Here is a 22199-nt window from a genome sequence, read left to right on the forward strand (position 1 = left end):
AGCGCGGTTGAAGGCCTTGCTGGACGCCTACGCCAAACCCCGGAGTGAGAACGACGACCGGCCACGGCGGCAGCGCAATGCGGACGCGTTCGCGGAACTGCTGGCCAACAAGATCACCACCGAGCTGGTCGTCCTGGTCAACGCCGAATCGCTCCCCACCGACCACCCCACCACCGACCACCCCACCACCGACGACGGCACGGCCAACGACGTGGCCGACGACGCTGCCGACCACGACGGCGGCGACATCGACGGCGGCCCAGACGACGCTGTCGACCCGGACGATGCCGACTGCGCGGACGACCTCATTGACCGTCCCTTTGCCGAGCACGCGGGCGACGCCACCGAGGACGTCGACGCACAGGCCGACAAGACGAACGAGGCTGCTCAAACCGGAGAGGCTGGCCAGGCTGATGAGGCGGACATCGCCGCGACACACGCCGGCGGCATGGACGGTGACGACAACCGCCGGTTCAGCCTGCGTGCTACCGGGAAGCCCAGCGCGAACGGCGGCGACAACAGCGCACGCCGCACCCGGGAGCGATCCGCGCAGGCCACCTCCGCATCACGGACCCACGGGAGGACGGGCACGGGAGAACAGGCGCGAGATCGGTTGTTGCGGTGGAAGGTGCCGGGATTGTTGCTGGCCACCGGCCAACTCCTGTCCCCGACCGACATAGCGCGGCTGGCCCGGACCTCCACGTTGATGCGTCTGGTCATGGACGCCGACGGCCAAGTCCTCGACATGGGCCGTGCCGTACGGTTGGCCACCGGCGCCCAGCGCAAAGCCGTCTTCGCCCGGTACGGCACCTGCTGGATCGACGGCTGCCCGCTCCCGGCCACCTTGTGTCAGATCGACCACGCCGACAACTGGGTAGAAGGCGGGCTCACCAACCTCAAACTCCTCGGCCCCGCCTGCCAGCACCACAACCGCGACCGCTACCGGCACCCCGAACGCTACCTACGCCGCCGGGAAGGCAAAGACCGCTGGGCCTACACCTACACCGGCCCCCGCTACCGAACCCGACGCCGCCGAACACCCACCACCGGAACGACCACCACAGGACCGCCCCGCAGCGGAGACCCACCCTGACAACCACGCGTCTTCCGAAAGAAGACTCCTTGACAAAGGCCACCGCACTCAGCACCGGCGGGTTGCAGGCATGGGCGGGAGCGGCGGAGCGCCAGCACGCACATCCTCGATGGCACGACCGATCAGGTCACCTGTCGTCGTGGCATGATCGCGCACGCGAGCCCAGGCGAGCCGTGATGCCCCACCGCGCGACCTCGTGACGTGCCCAGTGACCTACTGACTCGGATGTGCTTCGCTCGATGGCGGCGTGGTCAGCAGGAAGTCGGGGCGGGAGCCGTCCCACTCAGGCACGATCAGCGAGTTGAGCGCGGCGACGACGCGTTTCTCCTCATAGGTGAAATGCGATTCCAGCAGGGCGGCGAGACCTTCCAGCTCGTTCCGCGTGTCCTTGGTGGCGGCGCGGTCTCCGGTTCCGAAGCGGTCGGCCAGGTCTTCCAGGCGGCGAAGCATCTCGGCCACCAGCCGGTGGTCGCGTTCCAGTTCCTCCAGCACCGGGCGCAGTTGCGGGAACTGCTCCGCCAGCGTGGGGAAGGCCACGCCGTCCTCGCCGTTGTGATGCCGGTCCAGGGCCGAACAGAAGGTCAGGCAATGTGCCCGCAGGTTCCGCGTCCGCTCTCCACCGTCAAGGTGGGAGTCGACGTTCGCGCGGAGCCGGTCGAGCTCCTCGCGGAGCCACATGTGCACTTCGATCAGTTGATTGCCGAACGCCCTCAGGCGGCCGTCCGGCTCGACTGGCGTATCCATGGTGATCCCATGTTCTGGCGCCTCCATGCCCGCGGTCTCCTGGCCGGGTGCACTGCGACGTTGAATGAGAATTCATCATGATCCGGAGACGCCCGTCAAGCCGGACGGTGGTTGCCTACAGGTCTTCGAGGGCGTTGAGCAGGCGGTCGACGTCCGACCGGTCGTTGTAGTGCACGAGCCCCGCACGTACGGCCGAGCCAGAGTCACGGATGCCGAGGGCCTGCGTGAGCTCCCAGGCGTAGCAGTGCCCGTCCCACACGTTGATCTTGCGGGCCGCAAGGTGTTCGGCCACCTCCCGCGGCGTGTGCCCGGCGACGTTGAAGAAGGCGGTGGCCGTACGGCGGGTGGGGGAGCCGATCAGGCTGACACGGGGCAAGGACGACAGGCCCTTCAGCAGGTGGGCGAACTCGGCCTGCTCATGCGCTTCGACGGCCGCCATCGAGGAGAGCAGACGCTCCCGCCGGGTTCCGGTCGCGCGTGGGTTCAGGCCGGCGAGGTGGTCGACCGCCGCCGTCACACCGGCCAGATCGGCGAAGGGGGAGGTGCCGGTCTCGAACCGGTCGGGCACGTCGTCGGAAGAGGAGGCCAGCTTGTCGGGCGAGAGCCGTACGAGCAGGTCGGGCCGGGAGATGACGGCCCCGATGTGGGGACCCGACCACTTGTACGCGCTGGTGGCGTAGAAGTCGGCGCCGAGGGCCGCGACGTCGATCGAGGTGTGGGGGGTGGCGTGCACGCCGTCGACGTAGGTGAGGGCGCCCACGGCGTGGGCCCGCTCGGTGACGCGGGGGACGTCGGGCATGGTGCCCAGGATGTTGCTCGCCGCGGTGACGGCGACGAGCTTCGTGCGGTCGGTGAGGAGTTCGTCGTATTGCGCGGCGGGAAGTTCGCCGCTCGGCACGTCGACGTCCGCCCACTTGATCTGGGCTCCGCCCCGGGTGGCGGCCTGCACCCAGGGCCGCACGTTCGCGTCGTGGTCGAGCCGCGACACCACGATCTCGTCGCCGGGCCCCCAGTCTTTGGCGAGGGCGGTGGCGAACCGGTAGGTCAGGGTGGTCATGTTGGGCCCGAGGACGACGCCGTCGGGGTCGCCGCCCACGAGGTCGGCGACGGCCTGCCTGGCCTGGGAGACGATGGCGTCGGACCGCGCGCTGGCCGGGAACGCTCCGTGGGTGTTGCCGATGCCCTCGGTGTATGCGGCGGAGATGGCATCGATCACGGGCTGGGGCACCTGGGTGCCCGCGGCCGCGTCCAACCAGGCATATCCGTCAGAAAGGGCAGGGTACAGAGCGCGGATTCGCGCGATGTCGAGGCTCATGTCTCCCGAGTTTCGCCGGTCGCGCGGGTGGAGGGAAGGGCGGGCCCCGGGCAGATGGGGCGATTCGGACCTGTTAGTCTCCGCCGGTGAGCGGACGAGCGGTATTGATCACTGGGGCCTCGCGGGGCATCGGACGGGCGATCGCGACGGCGTTCGCGGCCGAGGGCGACCGGGTCGTCATCCACCATCGATCTTCGCCTGAGCTGGCCGAGGCGCTGCGCGCCGAATTGCCGGGCGACGGCCACGCCGTGGTCCAGGCCGACCTCGCCGATCCCGATGAGGTGCGCCTGATGGTCGACGCGGCGGCCGAGGCCCTAGGCGGCATCGACGTGCTGGTCAACAACGCCGGCATCTTTCTGGCCCACCCCATCATGGACGTGTCGTACGAGGAGTGGCAGGCCGCCTGGCACCAGACCCTCGGCGTCAACCTGCTCGGCGCGGCCAACGCCACGTGGTGCGCCGTGCGGCACATGGGCCGGGGCGGAAGGATCGTGAACGTCTCGTCCCGCGGTGCTTTCCGCGGCGAACCGGACAGCCCTGCCTACGGCGCCAGCAAGGCCGGCATGAACGCCCTGGGACAGTCGCTCGCCATCGCGCTCGCTCCGCGCGGCATCACTGTAGGAACGGTTGCGCCGGGCTTCGTGGAGACCGACATGACCAACGAGCACCTGAAGGCGCCGCGCGGCGACGCGATCCGGGCCCAGAGCCCGTTCGGGCGGATCGCCATGCCGGAGGAGATCGCGGCGGCCGTGCTCTATCTGGCCTCGCCCGAGGCCGAATGGGCCAGCGGCACGATCATCGACCTCAACGGAGCGTCCTACCTCCGCTCCTGACCACCCCCCCTTGCGCGTGATCATGCAGAAGTTCGTGATCACGCGCGTCCACCTGCCACGATCCCATTCGTGATCATGCAGAAGTTCGCGGCCATCTGCCCTGACCAGCCGCGATTCCATTCGTGATCATGCAGTGCGCGACTCGCGACTGCCTCGAATACCGGACACCTCTCTGAGAGAGGAGCAGATCTCCCGCGTCGACCACGGCCGGCTCCTCCAGAAAGGGACATACGGCATGCCTTCTCAATCAGCCATCCCTCATGCCCGGCAACGAGGCAGAAGAGAGATCGTGGCCCTGCTCGTCGCGATCGTGCTGATGAACGTCGTCGCGTGGGGTGTCCTGGCCCTCCTGGTCGTGCCGAAGCACCTGCGGATCGGCACCGAGATCTTCGGCCTCGGGCTCGGCGTCACCGCGTACACGCTCGGCGTGCGGCACGCCTTCGACGCCGACCACATCGCCGCGATCGACAACACCACCCGCAAGCTGATCGCCGACGGCAGGCAGCCGGTCTCCGTGGGGTTCTGGTTCGCCCTCGGCCACTCGGGCATCGTGGTCCTCCTCGCGGCGGGCGTCGCGGCGGGAGCCAAGTTCGTCGCCGGGCTCACCCACGACGGGTCGCCCGCCCGGCAGGACCTCGGGGTCGTCAGCACCAGCGCGTCCGGCCTGTTCCTCTACCTCATCGGCATCCTCAACCTGGTGGCCCTGGTGGGCATCGCCCGCGTGTACCGCGGCGCCCGTGCCGGCAGATTCGACCCGCGCCGGCTCGACGAGGCGCTGGCCAAGCGCGGTGTCGTCACCCGGCTGCTGCTCCCGCTGATGCGCACGATCAGCCGGCCGTGGCAGATGCTCCTGGTCGGCCTGCTGTTCGGCATCGGGTTCGACACGGCCACCGAGGTGACGCTGCTCATCCTGGCGGGCAGCGGCGCCTCATCCGGGCTCCCGTGGTACGCCGTGCTCGTCCTCCCGCTGCTGTTCGCCGCCGGGATGAGCCTGTTCGACACCCTCGACGGCGCGTTCATGAACGTCGCCTACCGCTGGGCGTTCGCCCATCCCGTACGGAAGATCTACTACAACCTCACGATCACCGGCCTGTCGGTCGCGGTGGCCCTGCTGATCGGCACGATCGAGCTGGTCGGGGTGTTGCACGACCAGCTGCGCTGGCACGACGGCCTCAGCACGTGGATCTCGGGCCTCGACCTGAACAACGTCGGCTTCCTCATCGTCGGCGTGTTTCTCCTGGTGTGGGCCCTCGCGGTGGCTTACTGGAAGATCGGCAGAGTGGAGCACCGCTGGCCGGCCGACCTGGCCACGGCTTCGACGGACGGAAAGGACATGTGATGTTCGACCTGGAGACACGACCGAGTCCGTACGGCCATGCCGAAACGGTCGCACGGGTGGAGCGCGAGATCGAGCAGCGTGGCGCGACGGTCTATTCCCGGGTCGACCACGCCCGCAACGCCGCCGACGCGGGACTTCAGATGCCGCCCACAGTGGTGCTGACCTTCGGCAATCCGCGTGGCGGCACCCTCGTCATGCTGGAAGCGCCTGAGGCGGCCTACCTCCTGCCCCTGCACGTCCTGATCCGCGAGCACGAGGGGCAGACCCTGGTCCAGTACCGCAGGCCTGACCTGTTCGCCGCCGATTTCGGCATCCAGGATCAGACCGTGGCCCCGCTCCAGGTGATCGACGACATCGTGGCCGCGGCCGTCAGAACGTGATGGTCCAGCCCTCACGGCGGGCCTGATCCTTGGTGTAGGAGACGCCGTGGACCTTGAGGCCGTCGGGGTCGAGCAGGGTGATGGACCCGCCGCCGTTTCCGAGCTGGAGACCGTCGACCGGGAGACGGACGGCGGCTCCCGGCTCGACCGGCCCTGACAGGGTCAGCGTGCGCGAGCCCTGGCCGGCCAGCCGCCACCCGGTGAGGTCGACGGAATGGGGCGAGGCGTTGAGGAGGGTGACGGTCTCCCGTTCGGGGGCCGGGCCCTCGGGGTTGACCAGGGCGGCGACGATGCGCAACGCCTCGACGCCCGGCTGGGAACGCGGCGGCGCGGCGTCGATGGTGTGCCCGGTGGCATCGTCGGTGTGCCAGGCCTGCGACTGGAAGGCCAGGAACACCGCGACCCACCGCTGCTCGCCCGGCAGGTGGACGAGCAGCCCGCCGTCCTGCCAGACGCCGTCGTCCGCACGGAAGCTCTTGCTGTTGCCCTGGTTCATGTGCACGTCGTGCACGCCGTTGCCCGGCAGGAAGCCGAAGACCTTGTCGCGGGTCTTCTTCTCCGGCCCCCACCGCTCCCCGAAGACGTACACCGAGGCGGCAGGGTCGGCGATGGCGCGCTCGACGTAGTGGTCGAGCTTGTCGGCGAGATCGTTGTCCTGGCCGTCCAGGTCGGGTGGGAGCGCCCGCATGAGCGCCGGGTCGAACAGGTTGCCGCGGATGAAGTCGAGGCTCGCTCCGCCCGGGTGGGAGGGCAGCGCCGTCCAGCCGCTCCCAGCCTCGGGCAGCGTCTCGGTCAGCGGGTGCCGGAAGTCCTCGTCGGCGACGTACAGGAGTTCGGAAGGCTCCTGCTGTGACCGGACGTTGACCGCGGCGCGGTAGGCGGTGCCGCCCGAGTCGACCAGGTGGATCTGGTAGTGAGGGGTGTCGGTCGAGCCCTCGCGACGCCGGTCGACAACCCGTCCCGCCAGCACCCCATATGACCGCAACGGCATGGTTCCCCCCATATCTGCGTCGGGCCCTCCGAGCATCACCCACCCCGATAAGTCGCGCAATATCAGGTGAAAATCGGTATGGCCGACAACATCGGCGACACTGGAACTCCCGATTGCGCACACTAGCCGTCACGCGGGCTGATGCCGTGGAGGCGACCGCCGCGCGGCCCCAGATCGCCTGGTGAACGCCCTAGCGCTTGCGTCCGCCGAGCGCCTTGAGGCGTTCCGCCACCCCCGCGAACCGGTGTCGCATCCTCTCCCCGGCCCCCGGACCTGCGGCGAACCGGACGCGGGACGGGTCGATCGGCTCGCCGGTCGTACGGTCGACCAAGACCGGGTCGATCTCGCGCCCGGTCTCCGCGTCGACCACCACGACCGTGCGCTCCCCGGGATCCTTCGCGGCGTTGCCCCAGGAATTCAGGGCCAGCAGCACCGGCAGGAACTGCTCACCGCGCGGGGTGAGCACGTACTCGTACCGCACGGGCCGTTCCTGGTACGGCCGGCGCTCCAGCACGCCCACCGCCACGAGGGCCTTGAGCCGGCGCGTCAACATGTTCGGGACGATGCCCAGGCTGCGCTCGAACTGGTCGAAGCGGCTGAAGCCGTCGAACGCGTCCCGCAGGATGAGCATGCTCCACCAGTCGCCCACCTGGTCCAGGCTTGCGGCCATCGGGCAGTCGGCCCCCGAGAAGCTGGTGCGCTGCATCCGATCACGCTACCGGTACGGCCGGCAGGTCGAAGCGGGCGCGGTCGCCGCCGAGCACCACGTCGAGCATGCTCTCGTCGGTCTCGTACGGAACTCCGAGCGGCACCGCGCTGACCGTGTCGAGCCGGGTGAACTGCTCGTCCGACAGCCGCACGTCGAGCGCGCCGAGGTAGTCGTCGAGCTGCTTCACGGAACGCGGGCCGATGACGGGCACATAGGCGGTCGTTGAACGGCGGCCACGCTCCAGCATCCACGCCACCGACACCTGGGCGGGCGTCGCGCCCGTCTCGCCGGCGATCGCCAGCACCTCGTCGATGACGGCGGTCTTCTGGGCGGTGTCCTCGGCGTGGATGAGCCGCTGCCAGTCGGTCAGCCGGCCTTCGGCGCTCGTGCGGTACTTACCGGTCAGCAGGCCGCCACCGAGCGGAGACCACTGGGCGACGCCGAGCCCGAGCGCATCGGCCATCGGCAGGAGCTCCCGCTCGGGGGTGCGCTGCACCAGGCTGTACTCGATCTGGATTCCGGCGACGGGCGCCCATCCACGCAGTTCGGCGATGGCCGCCGCGTGCGACACCCGCCACGCCGGGAAGTTCGACAGACCCGCGTGCAGAATCTTGCCCTCGGCGACCAGGTCGTCCAGGCCGCGCAGGATCTCCTCGATCGGGGTGACCGCGTCGGGGAAGTGCACCCAGTAGAGGTCGAGGTAGTCGGTGCCGAGCCGCCGCAGGCTCTGCTCGACCGACCGGAACATGTTCTTGCGGTTGTTGCCGGTGAGCGAGACGCCGCCCGCCGCGCCCGCGCCGGAGGTGTACTTCGACGCGACGACGAAGTGCTCCCTGTCGCTCTTGAGGAACTCGCCGAGCATCCGCTCCGATTCCCCCATCTGGTAGCCGTCCGCGGTGTCGAGCAACGTGCCCCCGGCCTCGGCGAACCGGTCGAACATCGCCTTGGCCTCGTCCTGCTCCGCCCCGGTGCCCCATTTGGTGCCGAAGTTGCCGGTCCCCAGGCCGTACTCCGAGACGCGGAGCCCGATTCTCCGGCCGAACGTGGTGTACCTCATCTGGTCCTCCCACCCGAAGTAACTTTCATGATGAAAGTAACCCATGATGCGGAACCTTCATTCCCCGGGGTCCGCGGGTGATGGGCGAACCGACCTACGTGGTCGCGCGGTGACGGGTCAGTCGGAAGGACGTTCCTGGAGCACCCAGCCGTTGCCGTCGGGGTCGCTGAAGAAGGCGAACACGTTCCAGCGATCCCCGGGCCCGTCGGCCAGCACGCCGCCGGAGCCGTAGTGCTGGACGCGGCTGACCTCCACGCCGCGCCCGGCCAGCTCGCCGCGGGCCGCTTCGATGTCGGGCACGACCAGTTGCAGGCCCTGGACGCACCCGGGAGGGGTGCCGACCTCGGCGCCGATGACGATCGAGCACGCCGAGCCAGGCGGCGTCAGCTGGACGATGCGGACGTCGTCGCTCACCCGGGTGTCGTGGTCGACCACGAAGCCGCACTGCTCGCCGTAGAACGCCTTAGCCTTGTCCACGTCGGACACGGGGACGGGGATGACTTCGAGCTTCCAGTCCATCGGTGACCCGCTTCTGCCTCGGGGATCGTGAGATTCACCCTCGCACGCGATCGCCGCCGAGGGAGGCGTTTCCCGGCGGCCCAACCGTGGAGCTGGGGGAACGCCAGATGATGACTCCGTGAACAAAACGGCACCTAAGGCGATATAAGGCCATCTATCGCCTTAGGTGACCCTAAGCTGACTTTGCCCTTTTTGCGCAATTTGATAAGGGGACGATCAGTGCACGTCAGGCGGCTGGGCGTGATGCTTCCGGCATCGCTCCTCCTGGTGGCCGGATGCTCGAGCGCCGCGGTGGTCAAGCCCGCTTCCCCGGGGCAGGACTCCGGCGAAGGCATCCAAATCTCCACCAGTCACTGTGGTCAGGGCTGGACCGATCCGCACGCGGGGCCGCAGGACCTGCGGTTCACCAACACCGACACCGTGTCAGCCGAGGCCTACGTCGTCGATGTGCCGCGCGGCGCGGTCTACGGCGAGATGGAGGGCCTGGCGCCCGGCGTGACCCGCTCCCTGCCGATCACGCTCGGCTCGGGCACCTACGCCATCAAGTGCGCGGTCGAGGACAACGACCCCATCGTCGGACCGTCCGTCCACATCACCGGTTCGTCCCCCGGCGGTCCCGCGCTGGTGCCGGTCAACTACAACGACCTGTACGGCCCTGCCCGCGAGTACCAGAAATACGTCGCCGGGGGCCTGAAGACGCTGGTCGCGAAGACCGCGACTCTGGCGGCCGACGTGGACAGGGGCGACCTCAAGGCCGCGAAGAAGTCGTGGCTGCCCGCGCACCTCGCCTACGAGAGGCTGGGCGCCGCCTACGGCACCTTCGGCGACTTCGACGGCGCGATCGACGGGCGACCGGCAGGGCTGCCGGGGGGTGTGCACGACCCCGACTTCACCGGCTTCCACCGGGTCGAATACGGCCTCTGGCACGGCGAGTCCGCCAAATCGGTGCGCTCGGCCGCCGACCGCCTCCTCAAGGACGTCAAGGCGCTGAAGGCCGACTTCCCCAACGAGGACCTGCCGCCGGAGGATCTGCCCCTGCGCGCCCACGAGATCTTGGAGAACACCCTCCAGTTCGAGCTCACCGGGAAGTCCGACGAGGGCAGCGGCACCAGCCTGGCCACGGCCGAGGCCAACCTGGAGGGCACGCGTCACACCCTCGACGTGCTGCGGGCGCTTTTGAAGCCCCGCTACGCCGCGCTTCCCCAGACCGACGTGCAGCTCGACCGCGTGCAGTCGCTGCTCGACGCACAGAACCACGGGGGCACGTGGACGCCCCTCCAGGACCTCAGCGGCACAGACCGCGAATCCATCGACGGCGCGGTGGGCGACCTGCTCGAGCGCCTCGCCCCCATCGCCACCACCCTTTTCCCCAGGGGGAGCCAATGAGCGGCTACGACCGCAGGTCCTTCCTTCGCGGTGCCCTCGCCGCAGGCATCGCCGGCGCGACCGTGGGCGGGATGGCGGGCGCCGCGTCGGCGGCGCCGCAGGACACGGCCACGCCGCCCGCCCCGCCCTTCCACGGCCGCCATCAGGCGGGAATCCTGGAGACCCCGCGGCGTCGTACGATCATGAGCTCCTTCGACGTCGTCGCGGACGACAAGAACGGCCTCGTCGATCTGCTGCACACCTTGACCGACCGGGCGCGCGTCCTCACCGCGGGCGGGACGCCCCCGCAGAACGGCGTCACCACGCCGCCGTCCGACTCCGGCATCCTGGGGCCGAGCGTTCCGTCCGGCGGGCTGATGGTCACGGTCGGCGTGGGCGCATCCCTCTTCGACGACCGGTACGGCCTGGCCTCGCGCAAGCCGTCCGGGCTGACCGCGATGCCGACGTTCCCCAACGACGACCTCGACCCCGCGTGGTGCCACGGCGACCTCAGCCTGCAACTGTCGGCCGACGACGACGACATCCTGCTGCACGCGCTGCGTGACATCGCCCGCCACACCCGGGGCGGCATGCAGGTCCGCTGGCGGATGAACGGGTTCACCAATCCGCCTCGCCCGACCGGCACGCAGCGCAACTTCCTGGGCTTCAAGGACGGCATCTCCAACCCCGATGTCACGAACGCCGCCGAAATGGACCGGCTCGTCTGGGCGTCCGGCAAGGCGCCCGACCCGGCCTGGACGGCAGGCGGCAGCTATCTGGTCGTGCGGCTGATCCGGATGCTGGTGGAGTTCTGGGATCGGGTCGGCCTCAGTGAGCAGGAGCAGATGTTCGGCCGGTCCAAGGACACCGGAGCACCGCTCGACGGCATGCGTGAGCAGGACGCGCCGAAGTTCCATCTCGACCCCGAGGGCAGGGTCATCCCGCTCACCAGCCACATCCGGGTGGCCAATCCCCGGACGCCGCAGACCGACGCCAGCCGCATCCTGCGGCGGGGCTTCAACTACGACAGGGGCATGGACGAGGTCGGCAACCTCGACGTCGGCCTGATCTTCACCTGCTACCAGCAGAACATCGCGCGCCAGTTCGAGGCGACGCAGAAGCGACTGATAGATGAACCCCTCGTCGACTACATTTCACCGTTCGGCGGGGGATACTTCTTCACACTGCCTGGCGTACAGGATTCATCCAGGACTTATGCAGATTTTATACAGGTTTGACGGTTTTTAAACGCTGTTTATGTCGATGTCACCTTTTCGCGGGTTTCGTGTCCCTCGACATCGATGAGATCTCCTGGGCACCGTGTGGCCTCTTGCCACGGGTGCGCGTTCCGGGCCGAAACTGGCCCGGCATCGTCAGAGGAGGCATCGTGGGCATGCGCCCAGACAAGAAGAAGGCACTTCGCTGGTCCGCGGTCGGTACCAGCGTGGTGGCGGCCGGAGTTCTGGCCATCACGACCATGTCGCCCGGCTCGGCGGCGCCCTTCCACCAGGCTCCCCAGCCCACCACGGCCAAGGGGATCGTCTACACGAACGACGCCAAGACGGCGACCCCGATCAAGCACGTGGTCGTCCTGTTCGACGAGAACGTGTCGTTCGACCACTACTTCGGTACGTACCCGAACGCCACGAACGCGGACGGCACCCCGTTCAAGGCCGCGAAGGGCACTCCGTCGGTCGACGGGCTGACCACCAAGCTGCTCACCAAGAACCCGAACCTGTACCAGCCGAAGCGGCTGACCCCGGCACAGGCCCTCACCTGCAGCCAGGACCACAGCTACGGTCACGAGCAGCTCGCCTACAACGGCGGCAAGATGGACCAGTTCGTCCAGCACACCGAGCACAGCACGTGTGGCGGCGCCAACACGTACCAGGCTCCGGGCCTGGTCATGGACTACTACGACGGCAACACCGTCACCGGTATGTGGAACTACGCTCAGCACTACGCGATGAGCGACAACTCCTACAACACCAACTTCGGTCCGTCGACCCCGGGTGCGCTCAACCTCATCTCGGGCCAGACGCACGGCGTCTACCCGGTCGACCCGGTGACGCACACGGTCGTCAGCGACGCGAGCGTCGTGTCCTCCCCGGACGCCCTGGGCATCGGCACGGTCATCAACGACCCCGACCCCGCGTTCGACGACTGCTCGGACAACAACCACACCTCGAAGAACAACCTCGCGCAGGCGACCGGCCCCAACGTCGGTGACCTGCTCAACCGGAACCACGTCACGTGGGGCTGGTTCCAGGGCGGCTTCCGGCCGACCGACACCTCCGGGACGTACTCGATCTGCGGTGCGACGCACCAGAACGTCGGCGGCAACGCGGTCGTCGACTACAGCCCGCACCACTCGCCGTTCCAGTACTACGCGTCGACCTCGAACCCGAAGCACCTTCCGCCGTCCTCGACCGCGGCCATCGGGCACACCGACCAGGCGAACCACAACTACGACCTGACCGACTTCGACGCCGCCCTGGCTGCGGGCAACCTGCCGGCTGTCAGCTTCCTCAAGGCCGGCGCCTACCAGGACGGTCACCCGGGTAACTCCGACCCGCTGGACGAGCAGACCTTCCTGGTCAACACGATCAACAAGATCCAGAAGTCGAAGGACTGGGCGTCGACGGCGATCGTCATCGCCTACGACGACTCCGACGGTTGGTACGACCACAAGGCTGCCCCGATCGTGAACGGCTCCGCCGACGCGACCCAGGACAGCTCCGCGCTCTGCGGCAAGGCCAAGATCGCCGGCGGTTACGACGACCGCTGCGGCTACGGCCCCCGCACCCCGCTGCTGGTGATCTCGCCCTACAGCAAGGTCAACCACGTCGACCACACCCTGACCGACCAGACCTCGGTTCTGCGCTTCATCGAGGACAACTGGAACCTGGGCCGGATCGGCGACCAGTCCTACGACTCGCGCGCGGGTTCGCTCAAGGGCATGTTCGACTTCCACAAGCCGCAGGCGGAGACCGTCATCCTCAACCCGACCACGGGTGCGGTCGTCTCGGCCTCCCACACCAAGTGATCTTCTAAAGAAGCCCGCTTGTAAAGAGGGCCCGCGCCGTCCCGGCGCGGGCCCTCCTGCATTCGGCAGCCGACATGGTGGGGTTTACCCCACCTCGTTTCCGGATGGACGCGTCATTCCGCCACGCGCGGCCGGTCAATACGGTGGTCGGCATGACGGTCACCGAGCTGAGCACCCCCTGGGACAGGGTCCGTGTGCACTGGTCCGCGCCGACGTGGCTCCGCACCATCCATGTGGCCACCGGGCTGCCGATCACCCTGGCCGGCGGCTTCGTCATCGGCGGGCTGGCGGTCGTCTCCGTGACCTTCTCCTGGACCGTGGTGGCCCCGCTGGCCGGGCTGCCACTGCTCTTCATGTTCGCGCAGGTCTTCACCGGCCTGCAGCGCAGACGATTCGCCGCCTACCTCGGCGTCGAGATCCCCCCGGTTCTTCGCCCGGCCGAGAGAAACCCCCTCAAACGCCTCGTACGGGACGCCCGCTCGAAGGCGGTCTGGCGGCAGGTCGCCTACCACGTCATCGCGCCCGTGATCGGCGTCGCGGGGTTCTTCGCGGTCGTCGTCGCCTGGGCCGCCTGCCTGGTCGCCGGCGTGCTGGCCGTACGGACCTGGGCGGAGGGGGCCAGCGGGTGGCCCGGGCTTTTGCTGGTGCTGCTCGCCTTCGGCCTCTTCGTGGTCGTGCCCTGGGTGGTGCAGGGGGTGACCACCCTCGACGTCATGGTGGCCGAGGCGCTGCTCGGGCCGAGCGTCAACGAGCAGCTCGTCCAGCGGGTCGAGACGCTCCAGGAGAGCCGCGCCGAAGTCGTGGAGGCCGCCGACGCCGAGCGCCGCCGCATCGAGCGCGACCTCCACGACGGAACCCAGCAGCGCCTGCTGGGACTCGCGATGAACCTGGGCATGGCACGTGCGGCCCTCACCGACGTCCCCGAATCGGCCAGGGAGGTGATCGCCCAGGCGCACGAGGAGTCCAAGCTCATCCTCAAGGAGTTGCGCGACGTGGTCCGCGGCATCCACCCCGCCGTGCTCAGCGAGCAGGGCCTCGACGCCGCCCTGTCCGGACTGGCCACCCGGGCCCCCTTCCCCGTACGGCTCAGCGTCGACGTGACCGAGCGGGCCACGCCCACGGTGGAGGCGGTCGCGTTCTTCGTGGTTTCGGAGGCCCTGACCAACGTCGCCAAGCACGCGGAGGCGACCGGCGCCGAGCTCACGGTCGGGCGTGAGGGCGACAGGCTCCGCATCATCGTCAGGGACGACGGGCGCGGGGGAGCGGCTCCCGGCGCGGCCGGCGGCACGGGGCTGCGCGGCCTGGTTCAGCGGGTCGGCTCGGTCGACGGGACCCTCCGCATCGACAGCCCTCCCGGCGGCCCGACGACGATCGAGGCGGAGCTCCCGTGCGCGTAGTCCTGGCGGAGGATTCCGTACTGCTCCGCGAAGGGCTGGTCCGGCTGCTCGCGGCGGGCGGGATGGAGGTCGCGGCGGCGGTCGGCGACGCGGAGGGGCTGCTGCGCGCGGCCGACGAGCACGAGCCCAACCTGGTCGTCACCGACGTCCGCATGCCGCCGTCGCACACCGACGAGGGCCTGCGCGCGGCGCTCGTGTTGCGCCGCCAGCGGCCGGAGCTGGCGATCGTGGTGCTCTCCCAGTGGGTCGAGGAGCGGTACGCGAGCCAGCTGCTGTCCACGGCGACCAGCGGCATCGGCTACCTGCTGAAGGACCGCGTGGCCGACGTCACCGAGTTCCTGGAGGCGCTGCGCCGGGTGGCGGCCGGAGGCACGGCCCTCGATCCCGAGGTGGTCGCCCAGCTTCTGCTGCGTCGCAATAGCGATCCGCTGGAGCGCCTGACCCCGAGGGAGCACCAGGTGCTCGCCCTGATCGCCGAGGGCCGGTCCAACGCGGGGATCGCCGAGGCCCTGGTCGTGACCGAGAGCGCCGTCGGCAAGCACATCAACAACATCTTCACCAAGCTCGACCTGCCCAGCGCCGACAAGGACCACCGTCGCGTCCTGGCCGTCCTCCGCTTTCTGAAGGTCTGAAGGGATGCCGATGCGAAGCAGGGTCAGGGCTGTCTGGATCGCCGTGGGCGGCGTGTTCACCGCCGTCCTGGTGGCCGTCATGGCGATCGCGGCGCTGGCGGAGATCCCTGTGCCGGGCGACTGGAGATCTTCCCGGTCCTACGGGTCGTCGATCATCGGCGCGACGACGGAGACCACCACGGTCACCTACGCGATCACGACACCCCGGATCGTCGTGGACGTCTCGGCGGGCATCGGCGTGCGTGTGTCCACCGGCGAGCCGGGGCGGCTGACGGTGCGCCGCACGCTCGTCTGGGACGGGAGGGGCCGGCGTTTCGACGAGAGCTGGAAGGACGGCGGCACGCTCCAGGCCACGATGACCTGCGGGCCGAGTGTTCCGGGCGCGAGCGGCGGCTGCCAGGCCGAATACTTCCTGACCGTGCCGCCGGACGTCGAGGTGCTGATGGCGACCCACTCCGGGCCGGTGACCTGCCGCCCGTCCGCGGCGGGCGAGGTGACGTGCGTCAGGCCCGGAACAGGCTGATCACCAGCCGTGCGTTTAGGGCAAGTATGGATTCGCTGAGGGCGTGGCTGCCCGGCTTATGGGGGTAAAGGCGGATTAGGGATCCAGCTTAAGGAGGGGAGCCCATGAGCGAGTTCGAGCAATCGAGACGGATGCCCGCCTCTGCCGAGGTGGTTTTCGACGCGGCGTCCGACCTGGAGCGGCTCGACGCCTGGATTCCACGCGACCTGCACGTCCAGGCCGACCGCCTGCCGGCCGTGACCGTGCACGAGGACCGCACCGGGCAGGACGCCCGCGCCCTGCTTCGCAGAAACCGGGACCAGCTCAGAATCGAGTGGGGCACCCGCGACGACAACAGGTACGCCGGATGGCTCCAGGTCGCCGGCATCGGCGAGGAGGGCAGCGAGGCGACGGTGCACCTGTCGTTCTTCGGCCACGTGCCTCCCGCGAGCCTCGTGGAGAAGTCCCTCGATGAGAGCCTTTCCCGGCTGGAGGAGCAGGTCCGCGGCCGGGTGGGCCGGGCCGGCTGAGAATCCGCCCGCCACAGCGGGGAGACGGCGCCGGTCAGGAGGCCGGCGGCCCGTCCTCCTCGCCGGCGGGTTCGGGCGGCGGCATGAAGGACGAGACCCTCGGACCGGCCAGCCGTAACACCTGGCGGATCCAGGCCTCCAGACTCGTCGGATCAGGCGGGATGAGGGTCGGCGCCCCGTCCTGATCGACGTGCGCGTCCAGGCGCGCACTTTGATCGAGGCACGGCGCCGGCCCCTGCTTGGCCGTACTCACCGGGTCAGCCGACGAGGACGGGCGCCAGCAGCCGCAGGTGCTCCAGCTGCTCGGCGAGAGTGCCCGCGAGCGGCTGCACGCAGACGTGGTCGGCCCCCGCCTCGTGGTGTGCCCGGACGTGCGCGCCGATGGTCTCAGGATCGCCCCAGGGGATGATCGCGTCGATGAGGGCGTCGCTGCCGCCGCCTTCGAAGTCGCGGTCGGAGAACCCGAGTTCGCGCAGGTTGTTGACGTAGTTGGGCAGGCCCAGATACAGGGAGGCGTACCTCCTCGCGATCGCCCTGGCCTGCGCCGGGTCGGTGTTCACCACGACGGCCTGCTCGGGGGCGAGCACGGGGTCGGGGCCGAGCACCTCGCGCGCCATGGCGGTGTGCTCTGGCGTGGTGAAGTACGGGTGCGCCCCCTGGGCCTGGGTGGCCGCCAGTTCCAGCATTTTGCGGCGCAGCGCAGCGAGCAGCCGCGGTGGCTCCTCGGCGATGGGCGCGGCGAACGAGGTGGCGTCCATGGCGTCCAGGTAGGCCCGCATGGTGGCGACGGGCTTGCTGTAGTCGTGGCCCCGGGTGGTCACGAGGGGCGCGTGGCTGACCCCGAGACCGAGCGTGAATCGGCCACCCCACGCCTCCGCCAGCGTCCTGGCCCCGTTGGCCGCCGCCACCGCGTCGCGCGCGTAGATGTTGGCGATGCCGGTGGCGACCTGAAGCCGCTGCGTGGCCGACAGCAGGAGGGCGGCGTGGGCCAGAGACTCCCGGCTGGTCGGGGTCTCTCCGAACCACAACGTGGTGTAGCCGAGGCGCTCGATCTCGACCGCGGCCGCCCGCGCCTCGTCCGCGGGCGCAGGAGACAGCGAGCCCAGCCACGCGCCCGCCCTGCCCAGGCGCTGCTTGACTATTGACGGTTCCGGCGGTCGCGGTGCCGTACGCATGCGAAGTGCTCCTCTACCTGGGTGTTCGCCCGTGCGCCCGGCATGGCCCCGCGTCGTGCGAGGTCCCCTTGTCGATGGTGGGACTCAGCCGGTCATCCCATCAACACCGGGCACTCCAGCATCGCACCGTCGCCGCCACTGGCGCGGGGAGGGGTGCCCCATCGAGCCGCGTGTCGGATCTCAGAGCATCTCCAGCGGCCGCCGGGCCGCAGGGGGAGGGAACGCCGCGTCCAACGCCAGCAGGTCCTCCTCGGTCAGCCGGATGCCGAGGGCGGCGTGGTTCTCCCGCACGTGGGAGGGGCTGCCGGCCTTGGGGATGGCGATCACTCCGTCCTCCCTGATCGTCCATGCGAGCGCCACCTGCGCCGGGGTCGCCTCGTGCCGGCGCGCCACGTCCAGCAGCGCCGGCTGCCCCAGCAGGCGACCCTGCTCGATCGGCGAATACGCCATGATCGGGATGCCGTGGTCGTGGCACCAGGGCGCGAGGTCGAACTCCGGTCCGCGGCGGGCGAGGTTGTAGAGCACCTGGTCGGTCTGTACGGCCTGGCCGCCGGTCAGGGACACCAGGTCGCTCATGTCGTTCACGTCGAAGTTGCTCACGCCCCATGCTCGGATCAGCCCCGACTGGACGAGCCTCTCGAAGGCCGCGACGGTCTCCTCCAGCGGGACGCGGCCCCGCCAGTGGAGCAGGTAGAGGTCGATCCAGCCGGTCCCGAGCCGGCGCAGGCTGTCCTCGCAGGCGGCCACGGTGCCCTTGGCCGTGGCGTGGTGCGGCAACACCTTGCCGACCACGAAGACCTCGTTCCGGCGCCCCGCGACGGCCTCCCCGGTCACCCGCTCGGCCTCGCCGTGGGCGTACATCTCGGCGGTGTCGACCAGCGTCATGCCCAGGTCGAAGCCCGCGCGCAGCGCCGCGATCTCCTCGTCCCGCGACGTACGGCTCTCGCCCATGTGCCAGGTGCCTTGGCCCAGAACAGGGACCTGTTCGCCTGAGGGAAACCTGGCCATCCGCATGGTGCCTCTATTGCCGGTTCCGTGGCGCTTCATGCGTTCACGTGTTCCGCACGGTTCCCGTTCAGGACGGTGATTGGGCCAGGCGTGTGCCAAGACCGCGCAAAACTCCGTCGCGACGGTCCGTGTCGGGACGACTCTCTATCGTCGCCGCGTGTCTTCTTGGACGCGGTGCCGCCTACTTCCCTGGAGACCGAAAGATGAAGAAACTGCTGTGTGCCGGCGCGATCATGGCCGGTCTGCTGGCGAGCGGATGCGGAAGCACTGACAACTCCGCCAGCCCCGTCGCCGCGGACGAGTACAACGCCTCGCCGACCTCTCCGGCGACGCCGACGGAGGGCGCGTCCGGCATGATGTCGCCGGGCTACTCCCCGTCCCCGACCTCGCCCATCATGATGGCGCCGACGGGACCGGCGACGATCGACGCGGCGGACACCTCGCTCGGCAAGGTCCTGGTGGGCCTGGAGGGCCGCACCCTCTACCTCTTCAGCAAGGACGACAAGTCGGGTCAGTCCCTGTGCACGGGCGCCTGCGCGACGGCATGGCCTCCGGTCCTCACGCTCGGCAAGCCCGTCGCCGGCGCCGGGGCCAAGGCCGAAATGCTCGGAACGATCAAGCGCGAAGACGGCATGACGCAGGTGACCTACAACAAGCACCCCCTGTACTACTACGCCAAGGACGAGAAGGCCGGCGACGTCAAGGGACAGGACGTCAAGGACTTCGGCGGCGAGTGGTACGCCGTCACGCCGGAAGGCAAGAAGGCCAAGCACTAGCCGGCCGCCCGCACGACCCACGGGCCGATCGGCCGCCAGGCCGTACTGCTCGTGCCGTACCACGGTGGGCAGCCACCATGACCGCCCCGGAGCGCACCGCGCTCCGGGGCGGTCGCGCATGAAACGAAGTCGGGTTCGTCTGGCCTGAGCTGTCGGCGGGCCACTACGCTTGTCCATGAGCCGCCCTGTGTCCGCGGCCGTTTCCACGTGGTTTTCATTGATGGAGATGGCACGCCATGGCAGCGCAGGCGCCGCTTGTTCTCGAAAACGTTCTTGTCGGCATGGCCGACCTCATCGCGATCAACGACCTGCACGCGGCGACCCCGCAGGGATTCCCGCACGTCGCGGCACACGCTCTGCCGGTGCGGGCCGTCATGTCCGTGCCGCTCGTCGAGGGCACGGAACTCATCGGTGTCCTCGATTTCTATGCCCGGATGGGGCGGAACTGGGACCGCACCGAGGTCGAGACGGGTTCGCGTCTCGGAGAGCTCATGGTCATCGTTCTGCGGGTCCTCGCGGACAGCAGGACTGATTCCTCCCCGTCTGGGCAGATGTGATGGCCGAGTCGCTGTCTCTCTGCGACCGCGCCGGCGCTGAGGTGAGGTTCACGAGAGGATACGGAATGACCCATATCGATCCGGAGGCGCTTGTCGCCAGCCTGCGTCGTCTGCAGAAGAACACGGAGGCAACCGGGATCGTGCAGCACCTGGAGCGCATCGTGCAGGTGGTCGATTGGATCTTCGGATATTCCGGGGCCGGTCTGATGTTCGCCGAGGAGGACCGCACGTTGCGGTACCTCTTCGCCACCGACGAGCGCGGCAGGAGTTTGGAACACGCGCAGGCGGTCACGGCCCAGGGGCCCTGTGTCGCCGCCTACGCCGATGACACCGCTGTGACGACGGTCGACGTGCGGGCCGATCCCCGCTGGCCGGCCCTGCCCGAGTTGCTGCACCCGGAGGTGAGGGCGGTCGCGGGCGTCCCCATACGGCTCGGCGGTTCGCCGGTGGGCACGTTGAACGTCTACCAGGACACCCCGCACGACTGGGAGGATTCCGATGTCCAGGCGCTGCACGCCTACGCGCATGTGATCGAGCAGGTCCTGGTCGCCTCGATCGAGGCGGACGAGAAGGCCGTGCTGGCCGATCAGTTGCAGTACGCGCTGGACTACCGCGTGGTCATCGAGCGTGCCATCGGCTACCTCATGGGCAAGCACGACCTGACGGCGTCGCAGGCGTTCACCGGCCTGCGCAAGCAGGCCAGGGACAGCAGGCGGAAGGTCTCCGACCTGGCCGCCGAACTGCTGGGCGAGCAGGGTCCTCGGGATGTTGCAAATACAGATCACGCCGTCTGAGGACGGAATCGTGATGGTGGTGCGCGGCGATCTCGACGTGGAAGGGTCGGGAGAGCTGCGCACCAGCGTGTCCGAGGCCCTGCGGACCTATTCGCCCGCCCATGTCGATCTCGAACTGTCCGGGGTCGGCTTCATCGACTGCTCGGGCTGCAGGGCGTTGCTCTGGGCCCGGCGCCGGGCGCGGGGGAAGGGCGGGTCGATGACAGTGGTGCGCCCGTCCTCCCTGGTCCTGCGCCTCCTGCGGCTGCTCGAGTTCGACCGCGAGCTCGAGATCCGCGGCACGCCCGAGGACACGACACCGCTGACCCTGGAGGCGAATCCGGGCCTGAACTGCCGTGGGCGATAGTCTGGCGGCGATGTATCGACTCGTGTTCTCGCTGGTCCTGAGCCGCTTCGACGCGGAGACCGTCCACCACCTCACGATCAGGGCGCTCCGCCTGCTCGCGGTGCTGCCCGTCGTCAAACATGTCCTGCACCGTCTGCTCGCGCCGCGTGACGAGGCCTTGCAGGTCGAGGCCTTCGGCGTGCGCTTCCCCGGGCCCTTCGGGCTGGCGGCCGGATTCGACAAGGACGCCCGATGCGTCGAGTCGCTGTCCGCCTTCGGCTTCGGCCATGTCGAGGTCGGCACGATCACCGCCCGGCCCCAGCCCGGCAACCCCCGTCCCCGGCTTTTCCGCCTGGTGGAGCACCGCGCCATCATCAACCGGATGGGGTTCAACAACGAGGGAGCCTCCGCGGCCTCCGCGCAGCTGCGCAGGCCCCGGAGCGTGCCCGCCGTCGTCGGCGTCAACATCGGCAAGACCAAGGTGGTGCCGGAGGCGGAAGCCGTACAGGACTATGTGGCCTCGGCGACGCTGCTGGCCCCGCTGGCGGACTATCTCGTGGTCAACGTGAGCTCCCCCAACACGCCGGGGCTGCGTGACCTCCAGGCCGTCGAGCTGCTGCGGCCCCTCCTCGCCGCGGTCAAGGACGTGGCCGGCCGTACACCCCTGCTGGTCAAGATCGCGCCTGACCTGGCCGACGAGGACGTCGACGCGGTCGCCGAACTCGCGTGCGAGCTCAGCCTCGCGGGGATCATCGCCACGAACACGACGATCAGCCGGGACGGCGTCTCCAGCACCGAGACCGGGGGCCTGTCCGGGCGGCCTCTCAAGGAGCGTTCGATCGAGGTGTTGCGCCGGCTCCACAAGAAGGCCGGCGACCGGCTCACGCTCGTGTCCGTCGGGGGCGTCGAGACCGCCGACGACGTCTGGGAACGGCTGCTCGCGGGCGCGACCCTCGTGCAGGGCTACACCGGCATGATCTACGAGGGTCCGTTGTGGGCGTCGCGGATTCACCGCGGTCTCGCCCGCCGCCTGCGGCGACACGGCTGCAAATCCGTCCGCGAGGTGATCGGGACATCCGCCTGAGTCGTGCCATACCCTTAGGGGGTACCCC

General features: G+C 69.3%; 25 protein-coding genes. 16 read left to right on the forward strand and 9 right to left on the reverse strand.

From position 1 onward, the window contains the following. The coding region (locus tag Pth03_RS35160; protein WP_203948799.1) for an HNH endonuclease signature motif containing protein at positions 1-1093 on the forward strand (1093 nt) is incomplete at its 5' end. Positions 1094-1306: 213 nt separating this feature from the next. Here the strand turns inward: Pth03_RS35160 and Pth03_RS35165 are convergent. Next, positions 1307-1837, reverse strand: a complete 531-nt coding sequence (locus tag Pth03_RS35165; protein ID WP_203948800.1) for a hemerythrin domain-containing protein — start codon at positions 1835-1837, stop codon at positions 1307-1309. Between the two features lie 115 nt (positions 1838-1952). Beyond that, complete coding sequence (locus Pth03_RS35170; RefSeq protein ID WP_203948801.1) at positions 1953-3152, reverse strand: cysteine desulfurase-like protein; 1200 nt, start codon at positions 3150-3152, stop codon at positions 1953-1955. A gap of 86 nt (positions 3153-3238) precedes the next feature. Between Pth03_RS35170 and Pth03_RS35175 the strand changes: the two genes are divergently transcribed. From Pth03_RS35175 to Pth03_RS35185, 3 genes are all read left to right on the forward strand, one after another. Beyond that, a complete protein-coding gene (locus Pth03_RS35175) occupies positions 3239-3985 on the forward strand; it encodes an SDR family NAD(P)-dependent oxidoreductase (RefSeq protein ID WP_203948802.1) in 747 nt (248 codons plus the stop codon). A gap of 235 nt (positions 3986-4220) precedes the next feature. Beyond that, a complete protein-coding gene (nicT, locus tag Pth03_RS35180) occupies positions 4221-5324 on the forward strand; it encodes a Nickel transporter NicT (RefSeq protein ID WP_203948803.1) in 1104 nt (367 codons plus the stop codon). Beyond that, complete coding sequence (locus Pth03_RS35185; protein WP_203948804.1) at positions 5324-5704, forward strand: DUF302 domain-containing protein; 381 nt, start codon at positions 5324-5326, stop codon at positions 5702-5704. The genes nicT and Pth03_RS35185 overlap by 1 nt, the downstream gene beginning before the upstream one ends. Here the strand turns inward: Pth03_RS35185 and Pth03_RS35190 are convergent. From Pth03_RS35190 to Pth03_RS35205, 4 genes are all read right to left on the reverse strand, one after another. Then, complete coding sequence (locus Pth03_RS35190) at positions 5694-6695, reverse strand: DUF2278 family protein (protein ID WP_203948805.1); 1002 nt, start codon at positions 6693-6695, stop codon at positions 5694-5696. The two genes, Pth03_RS35185 and Pth03_RS35190, sit on opposite strands and share 11 nt — an antisense overlap. Before the next feature lie 190 nt (positions 6696-6885). Further along, positions 6886-7401: a winged helix-turn-helix transcriptional regulator gene (locus Pth03_RS35195; RefSeq protein ID WP_203948806.1), complete on the reverse strand. Its 516-nt coding sequence runs from the start codon at positions 7399-7401 to the stop codon at positions 6886-6888. A gap of 4 nt (positions 7402-7405) precedes the next feature. Continuing rightward, positions 7406-8461 carry an aldo/keto reductase gene (locus Pth03_RS35200; RefSeq protein ID WP_203948807.1) on the reverse strand — a complete coding sequence of 352 codons (1056 nt, stop codon included), beginning with the start codon at positions 8459-8461 and terminating at the stop codon, positions 7406-7408. Positions 8462-8578: 117 nt separating this feature from the next. Next, positions 8579-8980: a VOC family protein gene (locus Pth03_RS35205; RefSeq protein ID WP_203948808.1), complete on the reverse strand. Its 402-nt coding sequence runs from the start codon at positions 8978-8980 to the stop codon at positions 8579-8581. A 219-nt stretch (positions 8981-9199) separates the two neighbouring features. Between Pth03_RS35205 and Pth03_RS35210 the strand changes: the two genes are divergently transcribed. The 7 genes from Pth03_RS35210 to Pth03_RS35240 all read left to right on the forward strand — a co-directional run bounded on the left by Pth03_RS35210 (position 9200) and on the right by Pth03_RS35240 (position 16452). Continuing rightward, positions 9200-10366: an EfeM/EfeO family lipoprotein gene (locus Pth03_RS35210; RefSeq protein ID WP_203948809.1), complete on the forward strand. Its 1167-nt coding sequence runs from the start codon at positions 9200-9202 to the stop codon at positions 10364-10366. Next, positions 10363-11583 carry a Dyp-type peroxidase gene (locus tag Pth03_RS35215; protein ID WP_203948810.1) on the forward strand — a complete coding sequence of 407 codons (1221 nt, stop codon included), beginning with the start codon at positions 10363-10365 and terminating at the stop codon, positions 11581-11583. Before Pth03_RS35210 ends, Pth03_RS35215 begins: the two co-directional genes overlap by 4 nt. Before the next feature lie 155 nt (positions 11584-11738). Then, entirely contained in the window at positions 11739-13391 is a 1653-nt protein-coding gene (locus tag Pth03_RS35220; protein WP_239119612.1) for a phospholipase C, read from the forward strand. A 152-nt stretch (positions 13392-13543) separates the two neighbouring features. Further along, positions 13544-14788 carry a sensor histidine kinase gene (locus Pth03_RS35225; RefSeq protein ID WP_203948812.1) on the forward strand — a complete coding sequence of 415 codons (1245 nt, stop codon included), beginning with the start codon at positions 13544-13546 and terminating at the stop codon, positions 14786-14788. Then, the gene (locus tag Pth03_RS35230; RefSeq protein WP_203948813.1) at positions 14779-15420 is read left to right on the forward strand and encodes a response regulator; all 642 of its coding nucleotides are present in this window, start codon (positions 14779-14781) and stop codon (positions 15418-15420) included. The genes Pth03_RS35225 and Pth03_RS35230 overlap by 10 nt, the downstream gene beginning before the upstream one ends. A gap of 10 nt (positions 15421-15430) precedes the next feature. Beyond that, the gene (locus tag Pth03_RS35235; protein WP_203948814.1) at positions 15431-15943 is read left to right on the forward strand and encodes a hypothetical protein; all 513 of its coding nucleotides are present in this window, start codon (positions 15431-15433) and stop codon (positions 15941-15943) included. 104 nt (positions 15944-16047) lie between these two features. Beyond that, on the forward strand, positions 16048-16452 hold the full coding sequence (locus Pth03_RS35240; RefSeq protein ID WP_203948815.1) for an SRPBCC family protein: 405 nt from the start codon (positions 16048-16050) through the stop codon (positions 16450-16452). Positions 16453-16486: 34 nt separating this feature from the next. Here Pth03_RS35240 and Pth03_RS35245 read toward each other — a convergent pair whose 3' ends face one another. The 3 genes from Pth03_RS35245 to Pth03_RS35255 form a co-directional block, all read right to left on the reverse strand. Beyond that, on the reverse strand, positions 16487-16705 hold the full coding sequence (locus Pth03_RS35245) for a hypothetical protein (protein WP_203948816.1): 219 nt from the start codon (positions 16703-16705) through the stop codon (positions 16487-16489). Positions 16706-16709: 4 nt separating this feature from the next. Beyond that, positions 16710-17627, reverse strand: coding sequence for a TIGR03620 family F420-dependent LLM class oxidoreductase (locus Pth03_RS35250; protein ID WP_203948817.1), 918 nt, complete (start codon positions 17625-17627; stop codon positions 16710-16712). Positions 17628-17807: 180 nt separating this feature from the next. Continuing rightward, positions 17808-18674 carry an aldo/keto reductase gene (locus Pth03_RS35255; protein ID WP_308442407.1) on the reverse strand — a complete coding sequence of 289 codons (867 nt, stop codon included), beginning with the start codon at positions 18672-18674 and terminating at the stop codon, positions 17808-17810. A 164-nt stretch (positions 18675-18838) separates the two neighbouring features. On the opposite strand from Pth03_RS35255, the gene Pth03_RS35260 reads away from it, so the two are divergent. The 5 genes from Pth03_RS35260 to Pth03_RS35280 all read left to right on the forward strand — a co-directional run bounded on the left by Pth03_RS35260 (position 18839) and on the right by Pth03_RS35280 (position 22171). After that, positions 18839-19411 (forward strand): COG4315 family predicted lipoprotein, encoded by a 573-nt coding sequence (locus tag Pth03_RS35260; protein ID WP_203948818.1) that lies wholly within the window; start codon positions 18839-18841, stop codon positions 19409-19411. 236 nt (positions 19412-19647) lie between these two features. Next, positions 19648-19968 carry a GAF domain-containing protein gene (locus tag Pth03_RS35265; RefSeq protein WP_203948819.1) on the forward strand — a complete coding sequence of 107 codons (321 nt, stop codon included), beginning with the start codon at positions 19648-19650 and terminating at the stop codon, positions 19966-19968. A 65-nt stretch (positions 19969-20033) separates the two neighbouring features. Beyond that, positions 20034-20762 (forward strand): GAF and ANTAR domain-containing protein, encoded by a 729-nt coding sequence (locus tag Pth03_RS35270; protein ID WP_203948820.1) that lies wholly within the window; start codon positions 20034-20036, stop codon positions 20760-20762. Then, positions 20734-21108, forward strand: coding sequence for an STAS domain-containing protein (locus tag Pth03_RS35275; protein ID WP_203948821.1), 375 nt, complete (start codon positions 20734-20736; stop codon positions 21106-21108). Before Pth03_RS35270 ends, Pth03_RS35275 begins: the two co-directional genes overlap by 29 nt. A gap of 10 nt (positions 21109-21118) precedes the next feature. After that, a complete protein-coding gene (locus Pth03_RS35280; RefSeq protein ID WP_203948822.1) occupies positions 21119-22171 on the forward strand; it encodes a quinone-dependent dihydroorotate dehydrogenase in 1053 nt (350 codons plus the stop codon). Positions 22172-22199: the final 28 nt, after the last annotated feature.

The sequence above is a fragment of the Planotetraspora thailandica genome (assembly GCF_016863335.1).
GTDB lineage: Bacteria > Actinomycetota > Actinomycetes > Streptosporangiales > Streptosporangiaceae > Planotetraspora > Planotetraspora thailandica.